This window comes from Paenibacillus sp. OAE614 (assembly GCF_040546645.1).
Taxonomy (GTDB): domain Bacteria; phylum Bacillota; class Bacilli; order Paenibacillales; family Paenibacillaceae; genus Paenibacillus_AQ; species Paenibacillus_AQ favisporus.
Window position 1 is genome coordinate 6,976,661 of sequence record NZ_JBEPOD010000001.1, and the last position, 26,170, is coordinate 7,002,830.

The following is a 26,170-nucleotide window of genomic DNA, read 5'->3' on the forward strand; positions in this document are numbered from 1 at the left end:
TAAAATGGGCTGGTCATATGTTGATGCACTACACCTGAGAAGATTTCGCGATGATAGATCCCAACGAAACTCAGATAACAGGATGAGAGCACAACTACATGTATCAACAAGCCAATCAGCAACTGTTGAGGAGGGGAAAGGAGGGAACCCTGCAAGACTTAGATGGTGCAAAGGGCTGCTGGGATCGAGCAAATAGAAGATGTCTATTGGGTTAAGCGTTATTGAACCGATGATCCCACAGTCGCTAAAATTTACAGTAGTTTTGGGAATGGAGGACAAAAGTGTCTTGAAACGAAAACGCAGCATAGGTAAAGCAATACTCTCTTTCTGCTTGGCGATTATGCTTGTCCTGCAGACGGTGGCGTTCTCTGCTGCCGCATTTGCGGAGAGTGCGCCAGACAATTCCGGGGCGGTGGCAGTTAACGAAGCCGATTCGCCGAGCGCGGACGAGCATTCGAGCGCGGAGGAACCGTCGGGCACGGATCAACCGCCGAGTGTGGAGGAACCGTCGGGCACGGACCAACCGCCGAGCGTGGAGGAACCGTCGGGCACGGACCAACCGCCGAGCGTGGACGAGCCGTCGGGCACGGATCAACCACCGAGCGTGGACGAGCCGTCGGGCACGGATCAACCACCGAGCGTGGACGAACCGTCGAACACGGACCAACCGCCGAGCGCGAACGAACCGCCGTCAGTAACTGAGGCGCCGATCAATTCCGTAGTGATGGCGGCAGTCCCGACGGACAAAACGGCGGTGTTCATGGAGGCTAATTCAACCTTTCCGCTGAAGGTGACGCAAGGAACTGACATTGCCCCAGGCGGTACGATCCAGGGCCGACAGCAGTTTACGCTGAAATCTGAAGGTCTAAAATTGCCAGTGAATGGTGATGACCCAAATCCAACTAATGCAGATCCTGAAAAATACATACAAAAGGGTGACTGGATTGAACTAAAAAGAGAAGATCACTTCAAGGAAGTGGTGCTGCCGACAGCTACCAAAACCTTGATGGCAACAACTGAATTGGGTGTGAAACTGCTTGGTATTGCCTCCTTCACTCCGGATAGCATCAAGATTGTATTTAATGGTGACGACAGCTTTTTTAATGGTATTGGAAAGGCGGTTACCTTCGGATTTGAAACAACCGCCAATTCGGATTTGAATGGAATTGAATACGGCGATACAAAGCCTATCTCGATTTTCGGGGGAGCGTATGAGTTAAAGAATCCAGATGTTACAGCAGCATACAGCATTACTTTAAGCTCGCCCGGAATGATCAGGTGGGATCAGTATGGATATCGCGGAATTCAACCCGCACAATTTGATGAGGGTGCGGTTACCTGGCAGTCAACCGTATCTGCATTCGATCAGTTTGATAAAACAATCAAATTACCGCTGGACGGGAAGAAATTTTTTACGGACCCTGCATCTTATAATACTGGCAACGGTAATGCCCGTGGCATCTATGTGACTGGCTCCTTCAAAGTCAACGACATAGCGGTAGAGCCGGATATCGACGCTGACGGTAAACTGAGCTACATTTTCCCGAAGGGTACCGGTATAGATCCAAAGGTTGAGTTTAAGACTTGGATCCCAAAGGAAGCTTACTATTACGAATACAAGAATCCACCGGGGAATCTTGGGCGCAGCTATCGGGACATGAACGGCTTAGTGAGATTAAAAGAGGTCGATGACACTGTTTTAGTGAGTGCAGGTCAAGAGATTTCTTTTGCTCCAGATTGGGTTCAAGCCAGCGCCTCGTATGACCATTCTAATGAAACAATCACATGGAAAGTCACTGTTAACCAGTACAACAAAAAAGGTTTAAAGAACTTTACCATCACAAATGTATTACCTGCCGGACTGGACTTTTTATCAGCTGAATGGCAGACATGGGTGGATAGCACTGCATCTGAGGTACAATCAATTACACCAGATGCGAACGGCGTTTATTCCTTTGGGGATATTAACGGTAAAGTGGAACTTGTGATTAAGACTAAGGTGAACAACGGTTCAAATTTCAGAATCGACCCACGTGCTAACTGGAATTTGGAAACAACAGGCGGTATTCAGAACAATGATGTGATAACTGGTCTAAGACCTGTCGCAGTAACTGACGAGGCAATCGTTACGATCGGTGCGCATAATTTTACAAAAAGTGGATCTATTTTGATGGAGGATTTCAATCTCGGCGGCATCACATGGACTGTCAATCTAACACCACAATACGCTTTGCCGGATGCGGTAGTGTACGATGTACTCGTGCATGGCGGAGATTTGAACGTTTTGGACAAGGCTGTGGATGAAACCGGCGAGGTTAGCGCGGAAACGATTGCGAAAATCAAGGCAAATGTTAATACTGCTCAGCTCTGGAAGCAATATCAGGGAGGTACCCTCAAAAGCGCAGACGGCTTAACCTTGAAGGCTATTCCTTTAAAGGTAGACGGTAATGTGGTGGCGGATTTGATCAAGGCGACCGGGTACACCGACAAAGCTGCATCCTTCAGCTTCCGTGCACTTGAGACCAACCCAGACGTCCTCTTCAGGCAGAATATTGAGACCGGAAAAACAATATGGAATCGGTCCTTACTGTTTGATGGAGAAAGCGTAAAAGCTGCGCAAAACTCTGTTAATCTTCATCTGCGCATGTTGAACAAGGATATGCTCTTTGCGTCGAAGCCATTAAAGGCAGATGGTACACCAGAAAATGTTAACCCAAATAATGTTAGCAGCTATATTAGAAACGATAGCAATGAAGCATGGACCATTTCGGCCTATGACCGCACAACCAAGACGGTCACTTTCCGTCTAGGTGTCAATATGCCGGGATACAATACAGAAGAAATGTCTAAGGACGGCGGTAATCGAGTAATTAGCAACATCAAGCTAGTGGACACACTGCCCGAAGGCTGGGAATTCGTGCCGTTTTCTGAAGGTAAGGATTTTGAGCTTTGGAAAGGATATTCGGACAATGGTTCGGGTACAGAGTATGGTGTTAAAAACGATGCCAAAACACTTATTGAACCAGGTACTAGTGCTCATGTAGTAAGTTTTTCTCACAATGGAAACGAGGGAACGTTCACCTTCTCTAAATTGGAAAGTCCGTATGTCATTTTAGTAAAGGCAAGACCTTCCAATGCGGCTCTTGAGAAGTATTTGGAGGAATATGCCACCAACGGCACAGACAAGCAGGTGCTGTATAACAAAGCCGACCTTCATATGACATGGGGCGGGGTGGAGAAGGTCCTCACCGAACAGCGCAAAGTTATTGTACCTATTCAGACCCTGGGCAAGACAGTAACTAAGCCCGTTCCAGGGGTGTTGGAATGGACGGTGAACTATACTCCGCCATTCAACATGGAGCAGGGCGCTTATTTGCAGGATACCCTAGGTGCAGGTATGAATCTGCGCTATGAAGAAAACGGAAAGCTTGTGCTTACAGCGCCTAGTATGGCAGTTTATCCTGCAAAATTGACTGCCAGCGGTGCTCTGGAAAGAGAGGGCGCATCTCTGGATCTCAGCGACCCGAACTGTGAAGTTCAGGTAGAAGCTGCACCAGGCGAGGGCGGCACCACGGTTTTAATATTCAAAATGAACAACCCTAATAAGCTTTACCAGTTTGTGTACCAAACCGAGGTTGACCCTTCTAAAGCGAAGGCTGGAGACAAAATGGGCAACGAGGTAAAGCTGATGGGCGATGATAAGCTGAAATCTGTCAGTGCCAAAAGTGAAAGCACGCTGGACAGTTCGGACGTAGCCGGCAGTTCAAGCTCCAATGCCCTGCTGCCCCTAAAAAAGGTAGATCCTAACAACAATCCGCTAAAAGGCGTAGAGTTTACGCTCTATAAGAAAGACGACGGAACTCAAATTGCCAAAGGAACAACAGACAGCGGAGGAAAACTCAATATGCTGTTCCCGGATCCAGGTTATTACGAGCTGAAGGAAACCTACATTGATCTGAATACCTGGCTGCCGATCACCCATGTGTATCAGGTATACGTAGGGAATACACCCGGGAAGCCCATCTGGGTAGACGGCGTGAAAGTAACCTCTGATAATCCGCTGGTCGTACCTACACCAGCCCAGGGTAAGCTGACCATCACCAATAAGGTGGAAGGTAACGGAAGCGATCCGAACAAAGAGTTCGAGTACACCGTAACCTTTAAAGGTGAGGGTGAGGACGGAGAGTACTTCTATAAAAAGTCAGATAATACGACTGGCATGATCAAAAGCGGTGGCAAGATTACCCTTAAGCACGGGCAAACTATGACGCTGCCGGCTCTGCCAGCAAATCTGGTTTATACCGTTATCGAGGGCGATTATACAACCGTTGACGGTTACACGACTAAGCCGGAGTCGAGAGAATGGTCTGACACAATCGTGAATAAAGGCGACCACAAGGCGGACTTTATCAATGAGCGAACCGTCAACAAGCTGACTATCAGCAATACGGTCATGGGCAACGGCGGCGACAAGACGAAGGAGTTCGAGTATACCGTCAGCTTTGAGGGCGCGGGCAAGGAAGGAAGCTACTCCTACTTGAAGTCGGGCGGCGGCACAGGTACGATCAAGTCCGGCGATACCTTTAAGCTCAAGGATGGAGAGACACTGGAAATTGTGGACCTGCCTAAAAATCTGAAATATACAGTTACCCAAAAGGACTACACAACCGATGATTACGTGACTACTCCTGAGGAACAAAACTATATCGGAGTCATGCAAGGTACTGATAAAGAAGCCCCGTTCACAAACGTGCGAGTCATAAAGGGCGACCTGCTCATCAGCAACACGGTTAAAGGCAAAGACGACGACAAGAAAAAATTGTTCAAGTACACGATCACCTTCACAGGAGTGGGATCGGACGAATCCTACGCCTATGAGAAGCCGGATGGCACCAAGGTCATGATTAAGAGTGGAGACACCTTCGAGCTTACGGATGGTAAGACGCTCGTTGTGCAAGGACTCCCGACGGGCCTTCAGTATACGGTGACCCAGGACGATTATTCGGAAGACGGCTATGTGACGGATCCTGAAGGTTTCGTTCGCACAGGAACCATTCCGGAGAAAACAGCGGCCAAAGCATACTTTGTAAATACCCGCCCATATCTGGAAGGCGTGCTGCGTGACAACAACACAGGCGAAGTCATTCCGAACGCGGAAATCATCGTGACGAACAAGAAGACCGATGAACAGCAAACGATTCGGACGAATGAGAATGGTGAATATTCGGTCCCGGCCGCAGCGGATACGGACTATACGATCACTTATACGAAGCTGTATCATGTAGGCGGAAAAGATGTCCCTGTCGAGTTCACGCAAAAAGCAAATGTGGACGGCAGTGTGAGAGACGAGACCGTTCCGGCCGACATTACGGCGGTAGGGATCGTGCTGTTCAAGCAGCTGGATGGAACAAAAGAGCTATTCAACGATTCTTTTACCAGCCAGATGCATATCTATTTGAAGGACAAGGACGGCAATTATATTCAAGAGAACGGTCGTCCCAAGGCGTTTCCGATGGCTTCAAACGGCACTTTCTCCGTGGAAGGGCTAACCGAGCAGAAGTACACCATGGAAGTTCGCTATGAAGCTGAGGACGGTCAGGAATTGCTCTTCAAGGTGACGCAGCTGGACGTGAAGGCAAACGGAGAGCTGAATATTTCCGAGGAATTGGTCGATCCTTACGGTACAATTTATGATGAAACGACAGGAGACGCTATCAACGGCAAGAAAATTGATGGAGCCAAAGTTACTCTGTATTATGCGGATACGCAGCGGAATAGAGATAACGGGCACACTCCGGATACGAAAGTAACGCTTCCTCCGGTTCCGAATTTCCCGCCGCACAACAACGAGAGCCCCGAGCAAGATAGCGACGCAAATGGCTTCTATGCATACATGGTGTTTCCTGACGCGGATTACTATCTGATCGTAACGAAGGACGGATATGAGACGCATCGGAGCGATACGATTGCTGTCGATTATGACATTATCAAATACGACGTGCCAATGAAGCCGATCCGTTCCGGTGGCGGCACTGACAACGGTAACAGTGGGGGCGACAACGGCAACGGGGGAACCGATAACGGCAACAACGGAACCGGTAACGGCAACGGGGGAACCGACAACGGCAACAGTGGAACCGACAACGGCAACAACGGAACCGGTAACGGCAACGGCGGAACCAACAACGGTAACAACGGAACCGGCAACGGCAACAACGGAACCGGTAACGGCAACGGGGGAACCGGTAACGGCAACAACGGAACCGGTAACGGCAACAGCGGAACCGACAACGGTAACAGCGGAACCGACGACGGTAACAGCGGAACCGACAACGGTAACAACGGAACTGACAACGGTAACGGAGGAAACAATAACGGCAACAGCGGAACCAACAACGGCAACAATGAAACCGACAATGGCAACAACGGAACCGGCAACGTCGAGAACGAACTCGACGATGCTCCGAAAACCGGAGACAACAGCGTATCGCCTATCCTTTATATGGCTTTAGCGCTGATGTCCTTGATGACGATCGGGTTCTGCCTAATCGGTAACAAGAAGAAAAAGCACATTCAGTGACCGGAAAGGCGGTAAGAAAATGAGCAAAACTAAAAAGATTCTTATCGCCGTTTCCCTCCTTGTGTTAGTATTTTCTCTCTTCAGTATTGCGAAGGTTCTCCTTCGAGATTACGCTGAACAGCAGAATATCAAAGAGTTGACAAAAGTTAGGGAGGATGGGTCTGGCAAAGGCGGAGGGGATTCAATCCCCTCCCTTTTGTCCAATAAGGCGGGTAAGCCGGTCGTGCTTCCCGAATTTCGAGAGCTTTACGAGAGGAATCCGGATATCGTCGGCTGGCTGAAGATTGATGGCACACGAATTGAGTACCCGGTCATGCAGAATCCACAGGATGCGGAGTACTACCTCAATCATGATTTCGATAAGAAAGAAAACAAAGGCGGCCTCCCCTTTTTGGATGGGCATAGCCGGGCCAATGGTTCGGGTATTTTGCTGATTCATGGACATCACATGAAAAGCGGCTGGATGTTTAAAGATTTAATGAAGTACAAGAACGAAAACTTTTATAAAGAGCACGCTACGTTCCAGTTCAGCACGCTTTATGAAAAGGAAAAGTACGAAATTGTAGCCGTCATTCTGTCGCAAGTTTATCGCAAATCGGACGACGTTTTTAAATACTACCAGATTGAAAATGTAGTTACGCCCGCCGAGTTCGATTCGTATGTACAGAACATCAAGAAACTCACTCTTTATGACACGGGCGTAACTGCCCAGTATGGCGACAAGCTTGTTGTACTGTCCACGTGCGAGTACTCAACAGAAAACGGCCGGTTAGCGGTGGTCGCCCGAAAGATTAAATGACGATGTTGAAATACGGAGTCAAGCTGTTTGATATCGCGTTCTCCCTTTGGAGGACGCGATTTTTTATCATTCGGGGCTGATGGTGCCAGCCCCTCTTTCATTTCTTTTTCTCCAATTCCGCCTTTAATCTTGTATTCTCCTCCAACAGCTTTTGAACGTCCGGGACATCTTTGCCGGAAACCCAGCTATGTAAATCGTCTCTTGCCGCATACACCGGCAATTGATCAAGAAGTACCATTTTAATGTGCCGTACATCTTCCACATAATAGACAGGGACTTGTTCCATGACCGTTTGCTTAAACTCTTGAAACTCCTCATAGTATTCAATGGCTGTAAAGTCGTATGGCTTTTGTCTCAATGTTTCATCTGTAACAACAAAAGCAAATCTGGGTTTGCCCGCTTCTCCGGCATACTCATACTCCCAATGCGTATAGCTCTTGGATTCATCAGGGAGCGTTAAACCATAGAATCCTCCGAGAATCAGGATATATACATCGGACTCGTCAATCCATCTCTTCCTAATGCTCATTGGACTTTCCTTGAAAAATTGCTCGATTCCAGCAGGGATATGACCGGCTTGAAGTATGGCTTCAACAGCGGTATGCCTTTCCTCGATAAGATCGTTGAAAGTAGCTGATATGTAAATTTGTAATTTTTTTCTCATAGGCCCACCTAAATTAAAGAATTCGTAAAAATATAGAATGAAATAAAGAAATGAATGAAATAGGCCGTATTGGGCCGTTATAACAGGATGTTCAGCGCAGACTTTATTTCAATCTATTTAGAATCTAACATTCGCTCACTTGATATGTCAAAATTAGCCAGTGTATATGGCTTACATTTAAGGGCTTTTGTATTCACTGCGCACTTTTTTGTGGGGCTTTGGGGTTTCGTTTGGTTTCCCGTGAGCGCATCCCAAATGACGCCGGCTTTTTATATAAATATTTTTCTTGTAATGTAGAAATCGGAGCAGCCCACACGACATTATAGTGCAACCCAATTCCAATACGGTTTTACAGGGAGGAGTTTTTGTATGAGTTACACCCTAATGTTTTACGAGAGCCAGGAGGATTTTGCGGCTAGAATGGATCCAGCCCGGCAACAAGAATACCTGGCAGGCTGGACGCATTACGTGCATGCTTTACGACAGTCTGGAATCGTGGTGTTTGGTTCAGGTCTTCAAGCTCCGGAGACAGCTGCAACGATGAAACGGCGCGGCGGTGAAATGGCGGTTCAAGACGGACCGTTTCCCGAGACGAAAGAGCAGCTCGGCGGAATATTCGTGATTGATGTTCCGGATCTGGAAACTGCATTAGAGTGGGCTGCTCGAGGGCCTGTCGATACGGTGGAGGTCAGACAAAACCTTCCCGCACTGAAGTAATCATCTCTATGGAAGCTCATCAAGTTATTGAACAAACAGCTCGTAACGCGTACGGCCGATTACTCTCCTATTTAGCTGTAAATTGGCGGGACCTGCAGGCGGTTGAGGATGCGATCGGAGACGCTTTTCTCGCTGCGTTAGAAACTTGGCCGAAGATCGGCATTCCGGATAAGCCTGAGGCATGGCTGGTTACCGCCGCCCGTAGGCGGCTTATCGACCGTGCACGCCGTACCCGCGTTTCCGAAAGTGCGCTGCCGACACTCATTGCCATGTCAGAGGATACACAGCGGCTCGCATCGTCAAACACTGGTTTTCCGGACGAACGACTGCGGATGATGTTTCTTTGTACTCATCCGGCCATTGACCCTGCGATGCGTACACCGCTTATGCTGCAGACGGTGCTTGGAATCGATGCAGCCCGAATTGCATCTGCATTCATCGTCAAGCCCTCCACCATGAGCCAGCGTCTGACGCGGGTAAAGGCCAAAATTCGTACCGAACGCATCACATTTGAATTGCCCGATGCTGAAGAAATCCCGAATCGTCTCGATTCCGTCCTGGAGGCTATTTACGCTGCTTACGGGAGCGGGTGGGACGAAGCAGCCAGTGCCGATTCGCCTCTCAGGAGATTGGCAGAGGAATCGATCTATCTAGGAAAGCTGCTTCTCCAGTTCAACCCCCGCGAACCGGAAGTTAATGGCCTGTTGGCGCTCATGCTGCACTGTGAAGCGCGAGTCGGGGCTCGGCATGATGAAGAGGGGAACTATATTCCCCTCTCGCAGCAGGACTGTGCTCGATGGGAGCAAAGCATGATCTTGGAGGCGGAGCGTTATCTGCATATCGCCTCACAAGCCGATAAAATCGGACGCTTTCAACTCATGGCCGCGATCCAATCCGTGCATGCACAGCGTTTATGGACTGGGCAAACAGAGTGGGAGGCGATTGCTCAGTTATACGAAGGCCTCATTCGTATATCCCCTACCCTAGGCTCATTAGTCGGCCGAGCCGCTGCAGTGGCGGAGGTTTATGGATCGGAATGCGGCATTGCGCTTCTAGAAGCCATTCCATCTTCAGAAGTGGTAAGCTATCAGCCCTATTGGGCACTTGCCGGTCATTTATACAAACGGATGCAGCGGAAGGAAGATGCTCACTTGGCTTATAGCCGTGCCATTGGGCTAAGCACAGATATATCGATTCGGCAATTTCTAAATCGCCAAGCTGCTGAGATATAAAGCACACACCGGGATAAAATAAACTACCCGAGGAAGAAAGGGGCTGGCGATCCAGCCCCTTCTCAATTTTTTGCCGAGCTGGACCCGTACCATAAGTAACGGTAAATGTTTTATAGAATGCTTGATTTACATAGAATTTGTTTCCTTTGGACAACTTGTCCCTCTTCCGTATCCGTGGGAGGACTTTGCAGGAGGGAGATGTGCTTAATTAAGGTGCACTTTTAGTGTATTTCGAAGCTGGTCGCTGGATATCCTAGGCATGGGTTCCCAATAGACCATAAAAGGAATGAGTTTTGTGAAAACAGATCAATCACAATTAACGGCAGCGGAGATGGGAAAACTTTGGGCAACGTATGTTGGAAATACGATGGGAAAATGCGTGCTTAGTTATTATCTCCAGCATGTGAACGATAAAGAAATTAAAGAAATTTTACAATTTGCCCAGGGGTTATGTGAAGATTATATTCAGGATATCGAAGCCATTTTTAAACAAGCGGCCTTTCCCATACCGGTCGGGTTTACGAAGGACGACGTAAATCTGGAAGCACCCCGACTGTATGAAGATGACTTTTATCTTCATTACTTACAGTATCTGGGCAAAGCCGGAATGAGTATTTATAGCGTGGCTATACCTTTAGTAACGAGGAAAGATATCCGGGATTTTTTTGTCAAGACCCTTCATGATACGAGCCAATTAATGGTTCGGGTCAATGATGTTTTGCTTTCCAAAAATGCATCAATAAATCCACCCGTCATTCCTCCACCCGAAGGAGTTGACTTTATTACCAAACAGAGTTTTCTAAATGTATTTTTTGGAAACGGGAGACCGCTGCAAGGCTTGGAAATTGCCCATTTATACGGTAACATGAACAACGACATCACAAGTAAAGCCATTATTACTGGCTTTGTCCAGGTGGCAAAAAGTGAAAAAGTCAGACAATATTTAGAACGCGGAAAGAATCTTAACCAAAAACATATTGATCTGATGTCGGATAAATTGTCCAAAGACGGTTTGCCATCTCCTTCGCTCATTGATCATTTGGTCAGACCATCAACGGAGTCCCCTTTCTCAGACAAACTGATGGTTTATCATAAAATCGATATGTTTGCCATGAAGATCAGGGAATACGCCAATGGTGCCTCACTTAGTGCAAGAAAAGATGTAGCCGCCTTATTTGCAAAATGCCAGTTGGAAGTATCGTTATACGTAGAAGATGGTGCCAACATTATGATTGACCATGGCTGGTTGGAGCAACCTCCAGAAGCTATAGACCGAGATGAGTTACAAGCGGGACATTAATAGCTTGATCTAGAAGCTGTTTTGGGCACAATAGTTGAATCGAGTGAGTGAGCTATAGGTATAGGAAGGGCCATCCTTTACAGGATGGCCTTTAAGCTTGCGGTTACAGACAGCCTGGTGATCCGTACCCTAAGTACGGCGAAAATGACCGCTAATGGAGTACTCACGGATAGATAACCTCTTTTAAAATCTCTTCCGTTGTGCGAATCCGCCCCATCCTCGGGAAAATGACGTCCCGTACATGCTCATGCTCAGCTTTCGTGAACCCGGTCATGGCGTCAATCGCGAAAATGATATCATATCCGTGCTGAAAAGCCTCTCTGGCGGTTGTATCCACACCGATCCCTGAGGCTATGCCGCAGATGACGATCGTATCCATGTTCCGGCGGCGCAGCTGAAGATCAAGGTCTGTTCCATGAAAGGCCCCCCATTGCTTTTTGGAGATGATATGATCCGTTTCAGTTACGCCGAGCTCGGGAACAAATTCGTCCCAGCCCTCGACCAGATTTAGTTTGGGAGGTGCGGCATCCAGCTTAGGGCTGAGCATATCTTTGAAGTCCTTACTGGATACATGCACAAGTGCCACAAAAGCTCCATGGTTACGGAAAAGCTGAGTCAGCTTGGCTGCATTGGCAATGACCATTTCGGCGGAATAGGGGGCATACTGTTGACCTATCCATTTTTGGAGATCGATGACGACCAGAGCAGTTTTGTTCCAATCGATTAACGGTTCTCTTTGCCCGCTATGCGTTTGATTGTCATTAAGTTGGTTCATAGGAAATCCTCCGCTAATCTTGTAATATAATGATGACGGAATCAGTATAAATTAGGCTGAAGTGATTAACGAGAGAGCGGATTATCCTAGGAGTGATTCTCCTAGAATACATAGATTTTATGAAGATATCTGAAGGATTTTGACGCAAAGTGCTGAATATTTAAACGGGATGTTTGTTTCTACCAGTCTATGTAAACAATATTTAGAAGACTAACAAAATCGTCAGTCACCTTATGAAATATAGATTTTCGGAAATTAAGGGAAAACGAGGGATGGAAATGTCGTATATCGTTGATTTTCAAAATGTATCTACGGTGGGTTTGGAATCTTCACCTGTCGCTGAAGCACTTGCTGGTTTACGCGCAAATGAAGCTCGTTACTTTATGAACAAATACAAGCATGAATTTACGGTTGTGCCCGCCAGCGAAAGCCAGGAGACCCTGGATTATGTGAACCGGATTTTGAAGGAAGAACGGGATATTGAGTTCGCGGCCAAACCTTTGGAAACATCGCGTTTTCAAGTGGAAAATATCCAAATTGCTTACGTTTTTTATGAGGATGGTCTCGCACTCAATGTCATGTATACCGTGGATGACCCGAAGAAGCGGGCCGTCGGTTTCAAGCTTTCGGAAGGGATGGAGGTACCCCAAGAGCTGGAAGGGAAGTTTAAGTTTGCGAGGCAGAAGTCCAAGCTGGCTGGAACCATTCGGGGCTCGTTTTTTGTCATTAAAGGGGAATATTAAGCTAGGCATATGACGCGAAGCAAATTAAAACATAAACGGGACAGGCGGGGCAGACCATGCTCTCCTGTCCTTTGTCTTATAAAGTACGCCAGCCAACGCATCCTCTGCTCTCGCGATCCTACTCCTCGACGGCAATGCCGGCAGCTTTCAAATGGCCATAGGTCACGATGTTACTGAATTGGGAAGATACCTCAGCCGCGGACAGGGGCCGGTCGTTTTTGATCCACCAAATCACGATCCCCATGAAAGCCGATACGAGGTATTCAAGCAGCAATTCTTTAGATACCGCTGACGGCGAATCTCCCTGCGCAGGATTCCACCCCTCATCCAGTTTGCCTTTGATGATCGCCTCCATTTTTGCTCGAAACGGATAGATTCTGCTCTCCTCCACCAACATGGCATAGTACAAAGTAATACTCCCCGAAATGTGTTCCAGAACGGCTTGCATGACGGTCTCCAGTCTGGACAGACGGAAAGGGTTCATATGGAATGGGCAAAGCACGACGGTCTGCTGCAATTCGCTCAACAGCTCGTCCATACATGTATCTAATAAATCGGGCTTGTTCTGGTAGTGAAGATAAAATGTGTTTCGATTGATCATCGCCCGGTCGGCAATATCCTGGATCGTGATCGCTTCGTATCCTTTTTCCTGAATCAGCTCATAAAATGCCTTTCGGATCGATTGTTTGGTGCGCACAATTCTTAGATCGGTCTTCTTTTTGTTCATATGGATTTCGCTCTCCTACAAGAAATTTAAGGCGTTAAGCGACAAATCCGTGCGAAATGCCTCTTATCCTGCAAAACTCAAAATATTGAATATTGAGGGTGCTATGGTTCCTTATTATAATGAGCACAAGATAAATAAACAACATCGTGTTCATTATTTATCTGATGACGATAAATGGTGCGAGATCAGGACCGGTCCATCAAGCGCAAACGTTAATTTTAACTTTCGATATCAAAGGGAGGATATTTCGATGACATTCAACGATCATAATGAGCTTGTTCTTAAGGCAACCGCTGTGCTGGAAAGCCTGGAGAGCGGGAGCCCCGAAGCGATTACAGCTTACGTTCATCCGGATAAATATATTCAGCACAACCAAGCCTTACCTGATGGCCGTGATGCCATGCTAGGTGCGCTAGCTCATTTAAAGGAAAACGGTACGAAGGTCAGCATTAAACGTGCTTTGGTCGAAGGGGATTTTGTGGTCCTCCATTCCGTATATGAATTCTTCGGCCCTAAAATCGGGATTGATATTTTCCGTTTTGAAAATGGACTCATCGTCGAGCATTGGGACAATTTGCAGGAGATGGTGGAGAAGACGCCAAGCGGCCATACGATGATTGACGGACCGGTCACGGTTCAGGATATCGACAAGACGGATGCGAACAAAGGACTTGTCCAAAGCTATGTTGAGAACATTTTGTTTGGGAAAAATCCGGAGCTTCTGAATTCCTATTTTGATGGGGATCTCTACATTCAGCATAGTCCGCATATTGGGGATGGCCTTTCGGGACTGCATGCGGCACTCCAGGCGCTATCGGAGAGAAATATTGAATTTAAATATACTCAGCTCCATCAGGTCATTGGCCAAGGCGATTTTGTGCTTACGGTAAGTGAAGGTATATTTGACGGTCAGCCTACCGCTTTTTACGATTTGTTCCGCGTGGAGAACGGAAAGATCGCCGAGCATTGGGACGTAGTCGAAGCCATCCTGCCGGCAGAAAAGCGGAAAAATTCGAACAGCCGGTTTTAAGGCTTGAGAGGGATAATAGAAAGGCATCGCCGAATCATTGGGGCGGTGTCTTTTTGTGCTGTACTTATTTCCGGAAAAGTGACCCCTCGCAGCATTCAGCCAAATAAAAAAGCCCTCACGGGAGAACAATACGTTGTAGATTGCACTTGACACCATCGTGTCGGTGATATAGCATTAATCCTAATAATTAAACTACGTTGAAAAGGAATAGTACGGTTTTCTAAGCGAACAGAGAGCTGTTGGCCGGTGTGAAACAGCCGTGGAGAAAATTGGAACTCACCTTGGAGTTGCTCGCTGAAACAGTAAAGTAGGTGGAGCCGGAGCCTGACCGTTATCATCAGGAGGATCCAGGTTTGTCTGTTTATGCAAACCGTATCCGTAGAGTGCATGCCGGCGTTGGCATGAATTCGGAGTGGTACCGCGTAAGATGTTAAAGTCTTTCGTCTCTGTTAGTGGAGATGAAAGGCTTTTTTTGCGCCTCCGATCTTTGGCAGATTAGCATAGGAATCGACGAAAGGAAGGGTATCCATGAAAAATGTAAACAAATATGACAGAGGATATTTTATGCCGCCGGAGACCAGCCTGAACTGGACCCGGAAGGAATATATTACGGAGGCGCCGATTTGGTGCAGCGTTGACCTTCGCGACGGCAATCAGGCGTTGATCGTTCCGATGAATCTGGAGGAGAAGCTGGAATACTTCAAGCTGCTTGTGGAAATTGGATTTAAGGAGATCGAGGTCGGATTTCCTGCAGCTTCGGAAACGGAATTTGCCTTTTTGCGCACATTGATCGAGCAGGATTTGATCCCGGACGACGTGACGATCCAGGTGCTGACCCAGTCGAGAGAGCACATCATCCGCAAAACGTTCGAATCGCTGAAGGGCGCGAAAAAAGCCGTCGTCCATCTGTACAACTCCACCTCCGTGGCGCAGCGGGAGCAGGTATTCCGCAAATCCAAGGAAGAGATTATCGATATCGCTGTGAGCGGCGCCAAGCTGCTGAAGGAGTGCGCGCAGGAGACGGAAGGGAACTTCCAGTTCCAATATTCGCCGGAGAGCTTTACCGGCACGGAGATCGAGTTTGCGCTGGACATCTGCAACAGCGTGCTTGATGTATGGCAGCCGACCGCAGAGAATACGGTCATTATCAATCTTCCGGCTACGGTATCCATGTCGATGCCTCACGTCTACGCCAGCCAGATCGAGTATATGAGCGAGCATCTGAACTTCCGGGAACATGTCATTCTGTCGGTTCATCCGCATAATGACAGAGGCACGGGCGTGGCGGACGCCGAGCTCGGCATGCTGGCCGGAGCTCAGCGCGTCGAAGGCACATTGTTCGGAAACGGGGAACGGACGGGGAACGTGGACATTGTGACGCTGGCGCTCAACATGTACTCCCACGGGGTCGATCCGAAGCTGAATTTTGAGAACATTCCGGCAATTGCCTCCGTGTACGAACGGCTGACCAAAATGAGAGTGAGCGAAAGACATCCTTACGGAGGCGAGCTGGTATTCACCGCGTTCTCCGGTTCGCATCAGGATGCCATTGCCAAAGGTATGAAATGGCGCGAGGAAAAGGATCCGCAGCATTGGTCGGTCCCTTATCTGCTGATTGATCCGATGGACATCGGCAGGGAATACGAAGGCGACATTATCCGCATCAACAGCCAGTCCGGCAAAGGCGGAATCGGCTACGTGCTGCAGCTGAAGTACGGACTTGACCTCCCGGCGAAAATGCGCGAAAACTTCGGATACTTCGTTAAAAACGTATCGGATCAGCAGCAGAAGGAACTGATGCCTGAGGAGATCTACGCCATTTTCTTGAAGGAATACGTGAATATCCAAACGCCTGTCGAGTTTGTGAAATACCGCATGACGGACAACGAGGATTTCCAAACGATCGTCACGATCCGTACCGGCAACGACGTCAAGGAAATCGCCGGCAACGGAAACGGCAGACTCGATGCGATCAGCAATGCACTGCAAACTGAGCTTGGGCTGGATTATTCCGATCTGGTCTATACGGAGCATGCTCTGGAAATAGGCTCGAAATCCCAAGCGGTGTCTTACATCGGAATCACGGCTTCCAACGGCAGTGTATATTGGGGATGCGGCATTGACGTTGATATTATGACTTCGTCGGTAAAAGCGCTCTTTAGTGCCGTAAATCAGTTTAGCCGCAATACCAACTGATCGGTTCCGGCTAAGAACGAAATTCGGTCATTTCGTACACACCTAAAGAGGATGAGAGTACTCTCACACATAAGAAAAGGAGCTGCCGCGGGCAGCTCCTTTTTTGTTTATTCGCTCATAGACACCTTAGAGAGGGGTTAGGGCTTACAAAAAGTAGAAGGCCCCTTCACTGTTTGGGTGATGGCCTGTTCTTTACTGATCGATGTAGTCATCTGTTTCACGAATAGCATTACAAACGTGGTCAGGGCGGCGGGGTTTTACCAGACGAAGACCTTGTCTTCTCCGCCAACCTAGTAATCGACTCGATGTCTTGTTCGGTTAATTGATCAAAGAAATGCCTGCGTATGGCCCTGGAGGCGATGGGACGGGCATCATCCAGCACGGATTTGCCGGCGGGAGTAATGATGACTTGAACGCCACGATCCGTGTTCAGCGGCTTTCTCCTCACGAGTCCACGTTTCTCCATCCGCGTCAAATGATGTGACAACCGGCTCTTATCCCAGTCCATCGAGTCGGCTAATTCCTGCTGGCGAAGGCTGCCGTCCCCAAGCAGGTCTAACCGGTCCAAAACACCATAATCACCTTCCGATAGTCCGGTCTGTTCGGACATTTCTTTGATGACGCGGCCGAAGATGGTCTGGAAGGAGCCCTTCCACATATGCCATATTCGCATTTCTTCTTCATTCAGCTCGTTCTTATCCATAGAAACATCATATCATGGTTGACGCATCAACCACAACATGTTACAGTAGATACCAGGTTGACGCATCAACCAAATGTGATCGCACATGACAGGGTGACACACAACAAGTTTTTTTACCCTCCAGGTTGACGTATCAACTCGAGGATCCATTCTGAATACGAAGTTGGCGCTTCAGCCTGGAGCATTTACAAATACCATACTTCAATGCACGAAAGGAGATTTTTTAGATGCAGGATAAGCCCGTCGCCCTGGTTACCGGGGCCAACAAAGGAATCGGCCTTCAAATTGCCAAAGATCTCGCAGCACACGGCTTCACCGTACTCGTCGGGTCGCGCAGCCTTAAGAATGGGGAGGAGGCAGCAAAAAGTGTAGGAGCGGACGCACGCGCCCTCCAGCTCGACGTCACGAATCAGGCTTCCGTGGACGCCGCGGCAGAGCGTATCCGCAGCGAGCTCGGCCGCCTTGACGTGCTCGTGAACAATGCGGGCATCTCGCATGCAGGCAATCCGGACCGGCCGCTTGAGGAGATCGCGGAATCGTGCCGGCCCAGCATCGCTTCTCTTGACGAGGTACGCACGGTGTTCGAGACGAACGTGTTTGGCGTTATCGCGGTCACCCAAGCGATGCTGCCGCTCCTGCGTAAGGCGCCGGCAGCACGCATCGTCAACGTATCCAGCGAAGCGGGGTCGTTGACGCTCAACGCCGACCCGGCCAATCCGCATCGCCCGATGTTCGGTGCCGTTTACAGCCCGTCGAAGACGGCCCTCAACGCGGTGACGCTTGCTTTCGCCATTGAACTCGAGTCGACGGGCATCAAGGTCAATGCTGCATGCCCGGGCTTTACAGGGACGGACCTCAACAACTTCGCGGGAACGCGCACCGTCGAACAGGGGGCACGCGAACCCGTGCGCCTGGCGCTCCTCGATGAGAACGGTCCGACAGGCATGTTTTCGAACGAGGACGGCCCACTCCCGTGGTAATGCAGCTTCTAGTGGTTGATCCAAACCAAAACCCAATCCCGCTCAACGAAAGGAAATTTAATTATGGAAATCAACGTTAATACACCTGCTCCAATCATCTCGGTAAAACCGGTAGTGCTGCCCGCCCCGGAACGGGGTGAGGATCTGCAAGTACGGGTATCTGCACCCACAGCGGGGCATGACCTGCCCATTATCGTTTTCTCGCACGGCTTTGGCTCGTCGATGGACGGCTATGCTCCCTTGGTGGACTTCTGGGCCGCACACGGCTTCGTGGTTATTCAACCCACCCACCTCGACTCGAGAACGCTGAATCTTCCACCTGAAGATTCCCGAACACCGCTGATCTGGCGCATTCGGGTCGATGACCTGAAGCGCATCCTCGACCAGCTTGATCTCATTGAAGCTGCGGTTCCCGGCCTCAGCGGGCGCCTCAACCGGAGCCGCATTGCCGCAGCCGGACACTCCTGGGGAGGCCAGACGGTGAGCACGCTGCTCGGCGCCCGTGTCCTTGATGCCGACGGTAAGCCGGGTGAGGACATGTCCGACCCGCGTATTCAGGCGGGATTGCTGCTGGCCACGACGGGCAAGGGCGGAGCCGACTTAAGCCCATTCGCAGCCGAGCACTTCCCGTTCATGAACCCGAGCTTCGCGGACATGAATACGCCGACCCTCGTGGTCGCGGGGGACCAGGATCAGTCCCGGCTGTCCACACGGGGGCCGGACTGGTTCGCCGACCCGTACTTCCTGAGCCCGGGCAGCAAGAGTCTGCTCACCCTTTTCGGGGGAGAGCACTCGCTGGGCGGAATTCCCGGGTACAACGTCACGGAGACGACGGACGAGAACCCCGAACGGGTCGCCCTGCTCCAGCGGGTCACATGGGCTTATCTGCGCAGCGCACTCGGCATCGAAGATTCCAGCTGGGCGGCAGCCTGCGCGGCTTTGGAAGAAGGGGCCAACCCGCTGGGCCGTATCGAGTCGAAGTAAGGGCCGGACGGGCGCGCCAGCCTGACAGTCATATGAAGCCCGGTCCACCTGGCCGCGAGCATCCATTTGAATGTAGTGCCTGGGCAAATACCAGGACGGCAGTTAAACAAGCGATATCACCAAGGCCATCCCTAAAAAGGATGGCCTTTAAACTTGCCGTTATGGGCGGGGTTGTGAAGCTGCCACAAACCAAAAGTTTGGGGGAGCACCGACAATGTCCGGTCATCGTACGAAGTAGGGACAAGATCCGGGAACCTGCCGGATTAGTGTAAAATGGCGTCATTTTCGGTGGGATACCAAAACACATCAACATGACGCCTGCCTTATCCAGCAAACATCCACTCCGTTAATCGCGAGTTTTATGTTTGAGGAAAGAACTGATATGATAAAAGAAGTATTGCTGTAATACAGAAATTCGTTGTGAGATTGCGATACACTGTTAACAGGAGGGATTTATATGATATCTAACCGGAGCGCCCAGATTGGTCCGCCGCGTTTCGCCACAGCCGTTCATGCCCTGATCTTGCTTGCCAAATGCGAAGGAACGCTCAACAGCGCGGCCATTGCCTGCGATGTCCAAACACATGCTACATTCCTCCGCAGAGTATTGGCGCAGCTCACGCATAACGGAATGGTTGAAGCGAGAGAGGGACGAAATGGGGGTTACTATCTGAAGCGCCGTCCGGATGAAATTACGCTGGCGGATATATATTTGGCTGTAAAATCGGATTGCTGCGAACCAGAGGTTAAAGAGGACTGCACTTCGGGCCGACAAAAGCTTGAAGCAATTATGGGAGAAGTGCAGAATCAGACGGTTGAACTGCTCAAGCAGCATACGTTAGCCGATTTGATGCAAGAATAAATACTGGATTGCAATGAGAGCCGAAACGTTATATACTGTGTTCATGTAAGTTGCAGTTGGTGGCCCGACTGCATTTTATTTTAAGATATACTGTGCCTGTACTGAGCACAGTAATTACAAGGAGGAGAGAAGCATGTCCGTTTCACAATTGTCCCAAACGGTGGAGCAGCAGCCATTTTTCAACGTTATTCAGGAACGGCGGTCCGTCCGCAGCTATGATCCCGAAGTGAAAATTTCACGGGAAGAAATGAACGAAATTCTGCAGCAAGCTGCGCTGGCTCCTTCAGGGGCTAATCTGCAGCCGTGGCGGTTTCTCGTCATCGACTCGCAGGAGCTGAAGCAAAAACTGTTTCCGATCGCCTTCGATCAGCAGCAAGTGATTGAGGCTTCGGCTGTCATTGCCGTACTCGGAGATTTGGAAGGTTATAAATTGGCCGAGAAGATTTACGGAATGGCGGTCGATGCGGGGTACATGCCGGCAGAGACGGCTAAATCGTTCGTGGAACGCTACCAGGGGTTGTTCGCAAGCATGCCTCCGGAGACTGTTCTCCAAAAAGTATCTATTGACGGTGGATTGGTATCTATGCAGCTTATGCTTGTCGCCCGTGCCAAAGGATATGATACGGTTCCGATGGGCGGCTTTGACCAGGCCAAATTTGTAGAAGCGTTCGATATTCCGGAGAGATACGCTCCTATTATGCTTATCGCCATCGGCAAGGCGGCAAAACCTGGACACCCTACGCTAAGATTACCGATTGAGGATGTCGCTTTCTACAACGAAATGCCTAAGGCATAATATCATCTTTCAAGCATGAAAAAAGACATCTGAGGATATGAACTGTACTCAGCGGTTTGGACGATACCGTTCCATCAGCATATTAAAGACAGAAACCACTCCGGATCATGGAGTGGTTTTTTAGCGGAATTTACATTTGTGCGCCGGGAGCAGATTCGTTACGGAAAGCCTGGCGGCCGATCAGGCCGACTCCCAGCGCCAGCAAGGTTAGGACTGCTGCTAACAAGTATAGGTTCACAATGCCGAGCCATTCGGCAAGGGCGGCCATAACGAGCAGCGAAATACAGAACACCAGATTAAGCAAGGAGGCTTGGGCGGACAACACTTTGGGCAGCACCCCTTTGTCAACGCTGCGCTGAATCAAGGTGCGGCGGTTGATCACCGAGAGCTCGGCGAATGGGCCCATCAGCAGCACGAGAATGAGCGCGATAAAGGGCTGGGTGTTGAGGGCGTATATGGCGGTGAGGATGCCATACCCCGCCATGCCGATCAGCATGGCGGCCAGAAGGCTGCTGCCGATGGCGCGTGAAATGGCCAGAACCAGCAGTCCGCCGCCAACCGTCCCCGCAAAATATGCCGCATTAATGAAGCCCCACCACTCTTCGCCTTGGCCAAGCGCAGTCTGAACGAAGGCCAGCGTAAAAGCACCGACCCATACCGAACCGCCCAGCATGTCGATGATGTCCATGAAAGTCAGCAGCCGCAGGCGCGGCATTTGCCAGATGATTTTCCAGCCCTCGGTCAAGGTGTGCCATCTGGAAGCTGGAGCCGCTGCTATGCTGTCGTCAGGCGCTGCGCCGGTCGGCTGCTGTTCAAGATGGGCTTCCGCCGGCTCCTTGACGCCCAGTGTAAAAGCCGCTGCCAGCCCGTAGACGACGGCCGTCACCAGCAGTGTTGGACTGGGTCCAAGCAAGGCGACAATAACGCCGCTGAGCCCCCAGCCGGCGAACTGTACCACCTGATCGCTGACGCTGATCAAGCTGTTGGCCTTGAGCAGGCCCTGCTCATGTGCGACGAGCCGTGGGACAAGCGCGTTGCGGGCGGGAACCGTCCACCCGTCCAGGAAGGACATGGCGAAGACCAGCGCAAACACCAGAACAAACACAGCGTCCTTTCCGGTAAGCTGCAGGTAAACGGCCAAGCCTACGAACAGCAGAAACTGGCCCGTCTGCGAGAGGAGCAGCAGGGCTGGAAGTTTGAAGCGGTTTAACAGCAGCGGCGCGATCAGGCCGCTCAGCATTTGGGCGCCGCTGCGCATCAGCGGCATAAACGCCGCCGATATGAGTGATTCGGTCTGGTTTAACACCAGCACCGTAAGCGCCATAATGTAGAGCACATCCGCGGCGTTTGCCGCCGTCTGGGTGGTCCACAGGAAATAGAAAGGCCGGGTTAAAAAGGATGATTTCATGGCGGTCATAGTCTCCATTCCTACGTGCATGATGCAAAAAGCTTGTAACAAGATTAAGGATACGGGAACTTGAAGTTTTTTACAATGAAGGAAAGACACCTAATAGGGCAAGCACAGAGGCCTCCTGGAAAAAGAAAATCAGCTATAGTTAATAGCTATAACAGGCTATAACCTTTTAGTAGAACGTTATACCCAAGGGGATATGCTATAGTGATTTTAATATTATTTTCCGAGGAGATTAGCCGATGAGCACACAAACCAAACCTACAAAGCGAACCGTTACTCCGTTTCGATATGATATCGTCGGCAGCTTTTTGCGCCCCCAAGCGTTGAAGGAAGCCAGAGCCCAATTCCAGAACGGTGAAATCACCGCTGAGCAGCTGAGAGAAGTAGAGAGCGCCGAGATCATCAAGCTCGTACAGAAGCAAAAAGAAGTAGGGCTTCAAGCGGTCACCGACGGCGAATTCCGCCGTTCTTGGTGGCATCTGGACTTCTTCTGGGGCTTGGATGGCGTAGAGCGGACCATTGTTGATCAAGGCTACCAATTTAACGGTGCGCAGTCCAGACCCGAAACCGCCCGCCTGACCGGTAAAGTGGGTTACAGCAGCCATCCGTTTGTATCGCATTATGCGTTTTTAAAAGAGGTTGCAGGCGAAGACGTCGTTGCGCGTCAATCCATTCCTGCGGCCGCGCAGTTCCTGTTCGAGCTGGACCGGGCAGAAAATCAGGAGAGCACGCAAGCCATCTATCCGAATCGGGAAGAGCTTGTTACGGATATTGCCAAAGCCTACAAAGCAGCGATCCTCGCACTCTATGAAGCCGGCTGCCGCAGCCTCCAAATCGACGATTGCACGTGGGGAGCGCTTTGCGACGAACAGTTTATGGCGTTCATGAAGCAGGCCGGCGTCAACGTGGCAGAGTATGCGAATGAATTTGCAAGATTGAATGAGGAAGTGGTATCGGGTCTTCCGGAAGACCTCGTCGTCACCACACATGTATGCCGCGGTAATTATGTATCGACTTACGCCGGCGTTGGAGGAGGCTACGAGCCGATCGCGCAAACGCTCCTAGGTATCGATAACTACTCCGGCTACTATCTGGAGTTCGATACCGAGCGGGCAGGCGATTTCAAGCCGCTTCGCTTCCTGAAGGACAATCAGCAGGTCGTGCTGGGCCTGTTCTCTTCTAAATTCGGTGAGCTGGAAAATAAAGAGGACATCCTGAAACGGATCGAGGAAGCGACACAGTACGTCGACCTGAACCGGATTTGCCTGAGCCCGCAATGCGGCTTCGCCTCCACGGAAGAAGGCAACCACCTGACCGAGGAGCAGCAATGGCGCAAGCTTGCTTTTATTAAAGAAATCGCGGAAGAGATCTGGAAGTAACTCATATATAGGAATAGAATAAGCACCAATATAGCCGTATGGATGATGATCCGTACGGCTAAGGATGCTCTCTAAGTACTTCACGAAATGAGGCGGTTGCCTCGAGTCCACGTGTATAGAACTGATACTAACGAAAGCCGGGAGGCTGTAAGGAATGGTCATGGTAGGCCGATCCGGTCAAACAACGCCATCCATTCCGGGTCAACCGCAGCGTTCCGGCAAGCGGCGATTTTTGCCAAAATATGTGGGTCCGGATCCCAACACCGTCATTTGGGACAGTTTGGACAATAAAGGGATGAACTGAAAATCCCCTTCGCGATGGGCAGGATCACGAAAATACCGGTCGAGCGACGCCAAGTCAGGGATGCTGACACAATATGCATGCGTGAATCCCTCCTGAGGATCACCGAAATAGCGCCCAAGGGAATAAAACGCGACTGATTCCGCCTTGGCTGTACGCTCGATAATCGAAAGGACCCTCTGTATTTCCGCTTCATTGACGCCATCCTTGAATCGAAACCGCAAAATGCTTGTGATCATCTCCGTCCCTCCGAATATTGTCTAATTAGAACACCCCTGGATTTCCATTGATGCCTCAACGATATTGTATCAAGGTCACTTACCGAATGTAAGAAGTCAACTCACTTGGATATAGTCATCTATTATGGATCAGCTTACTTAATTAAAGTTAAAATAACTTGAAACGCGTATCTAAGAGGGGGAACCTCTTGAAACAAGTAAAAGCCCCTTCCGGCTAATTGCCGAAAAGGGCTAAATTCTGTCTTTTGATACGGTACTTCGTCTCTCCACCATAACCTGAATAATCACCGCTTAAGAGTCATACGCCAGCTGTCCGAGCGGCTGAGCTCCGTGGAGGTTCTTGAGGTATTCACGGCGCTGACCAAGAGGAAGATGGTTTGATCTTCGCCGGTGTTGTTGTTAAATAACACTTTGTTTGGCGTTAAATCCCCGGCACCGCCTCGGGCAACAAACTTTCCCGGAGACGGCTGGGCCTCGATTTTAATCGCAAAGGCTTCATTATTGAACAAAAAATTGAGGTTATTTAATACCAATTTTCTTCCCTTTTTCACCCGGATGACGATTTGCTGCAGCAGCAGCGTTTTACGCGGCCCTACTTTGACCGGCGTTTTTCCGCCTACGATCCCGCTAAGTTGAATCATGCTCTCACCTCTCTAATGAAATTCCTACAACATATTCATAGAGGGTGAGCTTGGACACGGCACTGCAGGCCATTTCACCAAGGCAAAGACTGTACATTTCGAGCCGGACCCGGCTTTCCGCAGCGCTCCCCGATTAATTCACAGCCTCTGAAACGTTGTCGTAATGCCGTCCCAAATGATAAGCTCGCGTCAGGAGGTTATCAAAAACTTCCGGCCTGGAGTCCAGCGTATCGTATAGGATCTCAACCCGGCTGTTCGTTATTCCGCAGTAATCGGCTATACCGACGTTTAGAAGCTGGGAGAGCAATGTATCGTACTGCCTTTTTTCGAAGTGCTCCTTCGGGGCTCCCGCCAGACCAAGCCACAGCAATTGTTGATGATGCAGGTGACTTGCGCCGTAAGCATACCCGTTGTCCCATACCCGGTCGATATATCCTTTCAGCATGGCCGGCAGGCCGTACCACCATATCGGGAAAATAAAGGCGAGCGCGTCATGCCGTTTCATGCGTGCGATCTCCGCTTCCACCTCAGGCGAATAGACTTTGTGATCTGAAGACCAATCCGGCTCGTCGGCTTCCCACAACACGGGATTAAAGCCGTTGTGATGCAGATGCAGATCCAGCACCTCGGTTTCGTGCCCGGCGTCGGCAAGTGCCTGGATAAATCTCTCTGTCACGGAAAAAGTTAAGGAGTTCACCCGTGGATGCGACACAACCGTCAAAATTTTCATCGATGTCACCTTCCCTCTCTCAAATTTCAATAAGAGGATAAATGGGAAGTACTTACTTTTTTGTGATATAGACACTTTAAAGTGATATACTCACCGGAAAGTAATCGTTCATCGGAATCGACAGGAGGGGGGAATCCCATGGAAATGCAGGCCACACGTACGTTTAACATCCCCGCAGAGGTTTTTTGGTTTACGTAAAATCAATGGCGGTACTAATCACGGGGCATGATTTTATGAATGCGTTTTCAAAAAAGAGTGTATTCAAGAGGAAGAAAGAAGACAACCTGCCAAAATATGGGGCATTTTAGTGATTTATAGGGTAGCGTATGACTGAAGCCGGCGATAGTGAGGGGTGTACAGCAACATAAAAACAGCATG

Annotated in this window: 21 protein-coding genes and 1 other annotated feature; of the genes, 13 read left to right on the forward strand and 8 right to left on the reverse strand. The window is 49.7% G+C overall.

What is annotated here, in order from left to right; translation table 11 throughout:
- The first annotated feature begins 286 nt into the window (after positions 1 to 286).
- Both ABIE48_RS31970 and ABIE48_RS31975 read left to right on the forward strand, forming a co-directional pair.
- Positions 287 to 6,580 carry a DUF7601 domain-containing protein gene (locus ABIE48_RS31970; RefSeq protein WP_354520381.1) on the forward strand — a complete coding sequence of 2,098 codons (6,294 nt, stop codon included), beginning with the start codon at positions 287 to 289 and terminating at the stop codon, positions 6,578 to 6,580.
- Positions 6,581 to 6,599: 19 nt separating this feature from the next.
- Positions 6,600 to 7,379, forward strand: coding sequence for a class B sortase (locus ABIE48_RS31975; RefSeq protein ID WP_192716888.1), 780 nt, complete (start codon positions 6,600 to 6,602; stop codon positions 7,377 to 7,379).
- 97 nt (positions 7,380 to 7,476) lie between these two features.
- On the opposite strand, the gene ABIE48_RS31980 is transcribed toward ABIE48_RS31975, so the two are convergent.
- On the reverse strand, positions 7,477 to 8,043 hold the full coding sequence (locus ABIE48_RS31980; protein WP_192716887.1) for a DUF4062 domain-containing protein: 567 nt from the start codon (positions 8,041 to 8,043) through the stop codon (positions 7,477 to 7,479).
- A 369-nt stretch (positions 8,044 to 8,412) separates the two neighbouring features.
- Between ABIE48_RS31980 and ABIE48_RS31985 the strand changes: the two genes are divergently transcribed.
- The 3 genes from ABIE48_RS31985 (at position 8,413) to ABIE48_RS31995 (ending at position 11,292) form a co-directional block, all read left to right on the forward strand.
- Positions 8,413 to 8,760: a YciI family protein gene (locus ABIE48_RS31985; protein WP_145027588.1), complete on the forward strand. Its 348-nt coding sequence runs from the start codon at positions 8,413 to 8,415 to the stop codon at positions 8,758 to 8,760.
- An 8-nt stretch (positions 8,761 to 8,768) separates the two neighbouring features.
- A complete protein-coding gene (locus tag ABIE48_RS31990; RefSeq protein ID WP_192716886.1) occupies positions 8,769 to 9,992 on the forward strand; it encodes an RNA polymerase sigma factor in 1,224 nt (407 codons plus the stop codon).
- Positions 9,993 to 10,278: 286 nt separating this feature from the next.
- Positions 10,279 to 11,292 carry a DUF3231 family protein gene (locus ABIE48_RS31995; RefSeq protein ID WP_145027592.1) on the forward strand — a complete coding sequence of 338 codons (1,014 nt, stop codon included), beginning with the start codon at positions 10,279 to 10,281 and terminating at the stop codon, positions 11,290 to 11,292.
- A 163-nt stretch (positions 11,293 to 11,455) separates the two neighbouring features.
- Here ABIE48_RS31995 and ABIE48_RS32000 read toward each other — a convergent pair whose 3' ends face one another.
- The gene (locus ABIE48_RS32000; protein ID WP_192716885.1) at positions 11,456 to 12,067 is read right to left on the reverse strand and encodes an isochorismatase family protein; all 612 of its coding nucleotides are present in this window, start codon (positions 12,065 to 12,067) and stop codon (positions 11,456 to 11,458) included.
- Between the two features lie 278 nt (positions 12,068 to 12,345).
- Here ABIE48_RS32000 and ABIE48_RS32005 point away from each other — a divergent pair, with 278 nt between their 5' ends.
- Positions 12,346 to 12,810 (forward strand): phage tail protein, encoded by a 465-nt coding sequence (locus ABIE48_RS32005; RefSeq protein ID WP_105445572.1) that lies wholly within the window; start codon positions 12,346 to 12,348, stop codon positions 12,808 to 12,810.
- A 118-nt stretch (positions 12,811 to 12,928) separates the two neighbouring features.
- Here the strand turns inward: ABIE48_RS32005 and ABIE48_RS32010 are convergent, their stop codons facing one another.
- A complete protein-coding gene (locus ABIE48_RS32010) occupies positions 12,929 to 13,537 on the reverse strand; it encodes a TetR/AcrR family transcriptional regulator (protein ID WP_145027596.1) in 609 nt (202 codons plus the stop codon).
- Between the two features lie 250 nt (positions 13,538 to 13,787).
- Here ABIE48_RS32010 and ABIE48_RS32015 point away from each other — a divergent pair, with 250 nt between their 5' ends.
- The gene (locus ABIE48_RS32015) at positions 13,788 to 14,567 is read left to right on the forward strand and encodes a nuclear transport factor 2 family protein (protein WP_145027604.1); all 780 of its coding nucleotides are present in this window, start codon (positions 13,788 to 13,790) and stop codon (positions 14,565 to 14,567) included.
- A gap of 188 nt (positions 14,568 to 14,755) precedes the next feature.
- Positions 14,756 to 15,018, forward strand: a binding site (T-box leader).
- A 77-nt stretch (positions 15,019 to 15,095) separates the two neighbouring features.
- Positions 15,096 to 16,763, forward strand: coding sequence for a 2-isopropylmalate synthase (leuA, locus tag ABIE48_RS32020; protein ID WP_192716884.1), 1,668 nt, complete (start codon positions 15,096 to 15,098; stop codon positions 16,761 to 16,763).
- Positions 16,764 to 17,004: 241 nt separating this feature from the next.
- Here leuA and ABIE48_RS32025 read toward each other — a convergent pair whose 3' ends face one another.
- Positions 17,005 to 17,466 (reverse strand): MarR family winged helix-turn-helix transcriptional regulator, encoded by a 462-nt coding sequence (locus ABIE48_RS32025; protein WP_192716883.1) that lies wholly within the window; start codon positions 17,464 to 17,466, stop codon positions 17,005 to 17,007.
- Between the two features lie 227 nt (positions 17,467 to 17,693).
- Between ABIE48_RS32025 and ABIE48_RS32030 the strand changes: the two genes are divergently transcribed.
- The 4 genes from ABIE48_RS32030 to ABIE48_RS32045 all read left to right on the forward strand — a co-directional run bounded on the left by ABIE48_RS32030 (position 17,694) and on the right by ABIE48_RS32045 (position 21,088).
- The gene (locus ABIE48_RS32030; protein ID WP_192716882.1) at positions 17,694 to 18,446 is read left to right on the forward strand and encodes an SDR family oxidoreductase; all 753 of its coding nucleotides are present in this window, start codon (positions 17,694 to 17,696) and stop codon (positions 18,444 to 18,446) included.
- Positions 18,447 to 18,509: 63 nt separating this feature from the next.
- Entirely contained in the window at positions 18,510 to 19,430 is a 921-nt protein-coding gene (locus ABIE48_RS32035; RefSeq protein ID WP_192716939.1) for an alpha/beta hydrolase family protein, read from the forward strand.
- 457 nt (positions 19,431 to 19,887) lie between these two features.
- Positions 19,888 to 20,292, forward strand: coding sequence for an RrF2 family transcriptional regulator (locus tag ABIE48_RS32040; protein WP_145162361.1), 405 nt, complete (start codon positions 19,888 to 19,890; stop codon positions 20,290 to 20,292).
- Between the two features lie 133 nt (positions 20,293 to 20,425).
- A complete protein-coding gene (locus ABIE48_RS32045) occupies positions 20,426 to 21,088 on the forward strand; it encodes a nitroreductase family protein (RefSeq protein ID WP_145140188.1) in 663 nt (220 codons plus the stop codon).
- A 130-nt stretch (positions 21,089 to 21,218) separates the two neighbouring features.
- On the opposite strand, the gene ABIE48_RS32050 is transcribed toward ABIE48_RS32045, so the two are convergent.
- Complete coding sequence (locus tag ABIE48_RS32050) at positions 21,219 to 22,496, reverse strand: MFS transporter (RefSeq protein ID WP_192716881.1); 1,278 nt, start codon at positions 22,494 to 22,496, stop codon at positions 21,219 to 21,221.
- A gap of 245 nt (positions 22,497 to 22,741) precedes the next feature.
- Between ABIE48_RS32050 and ABIE48_RS32055 the strand changes: the two genes are divergently transcribed.
- On the forward strand, positions 22,742 to 23,881 hold the full coding sequence (locus tag ABIE48_RS32055) for a 5-methyltetrahydropteroyltriglutamate--homocysteine S-methyltransferase (protein WP_145162370.1): 1,140 nt from the start codon (positions 22,742 to 22,744) through the stop codon (positions 23,879 to 23,881).
- Positions 23,882 to 24,082: 201 nt separating this feature from the next.
- Here ABIE48_RS32055 and ABIE48_RS32060 read toward each other — a convergent pair whose 3' ends face one another.
- From ABIE48_RS32060 to ABIE48_RS32070, 3 genes are all read right to left on the reverse strand, one after another.
- Positions 24,083 to 24,421: a Dabb family protein gene (locus tag ABIE48_RS32060; RefSeq protein ID WP_192716880.1), complete on the reverse strand. Its 339-nt coding sequence runs from the start codon at positions 24,419 to 24,421 to the stop codon at positions 24,083 to 24,085.
- Between the two features lie 284 nt (positions 24,422 to 24,705).
- Positions 24,706 to 25,062, reverse strand: coding sequence for a hypothetical protein (locus ABIE48_RS32065; protein WP_105445405.1), 357 nt, complete (start codon positions 25,060 to 25,062; stop codon positions 24,706 to 24,708).
- Between the two features lie 133 nt (positions 25,063 to 25,195).
- A complete protein-coding gene (locus ABIE48_RS32070) occupies positions 25,196 to 25,792 on the reverse strand; it encodes an NAD(P)H oxidoreductase (protein ID WP_192716879.1) in 597 nt (198 codons plus the stop codon).
- Between the last annotated feature and the right edge of the window lie 378 nt (positions 25,793 to 26,170).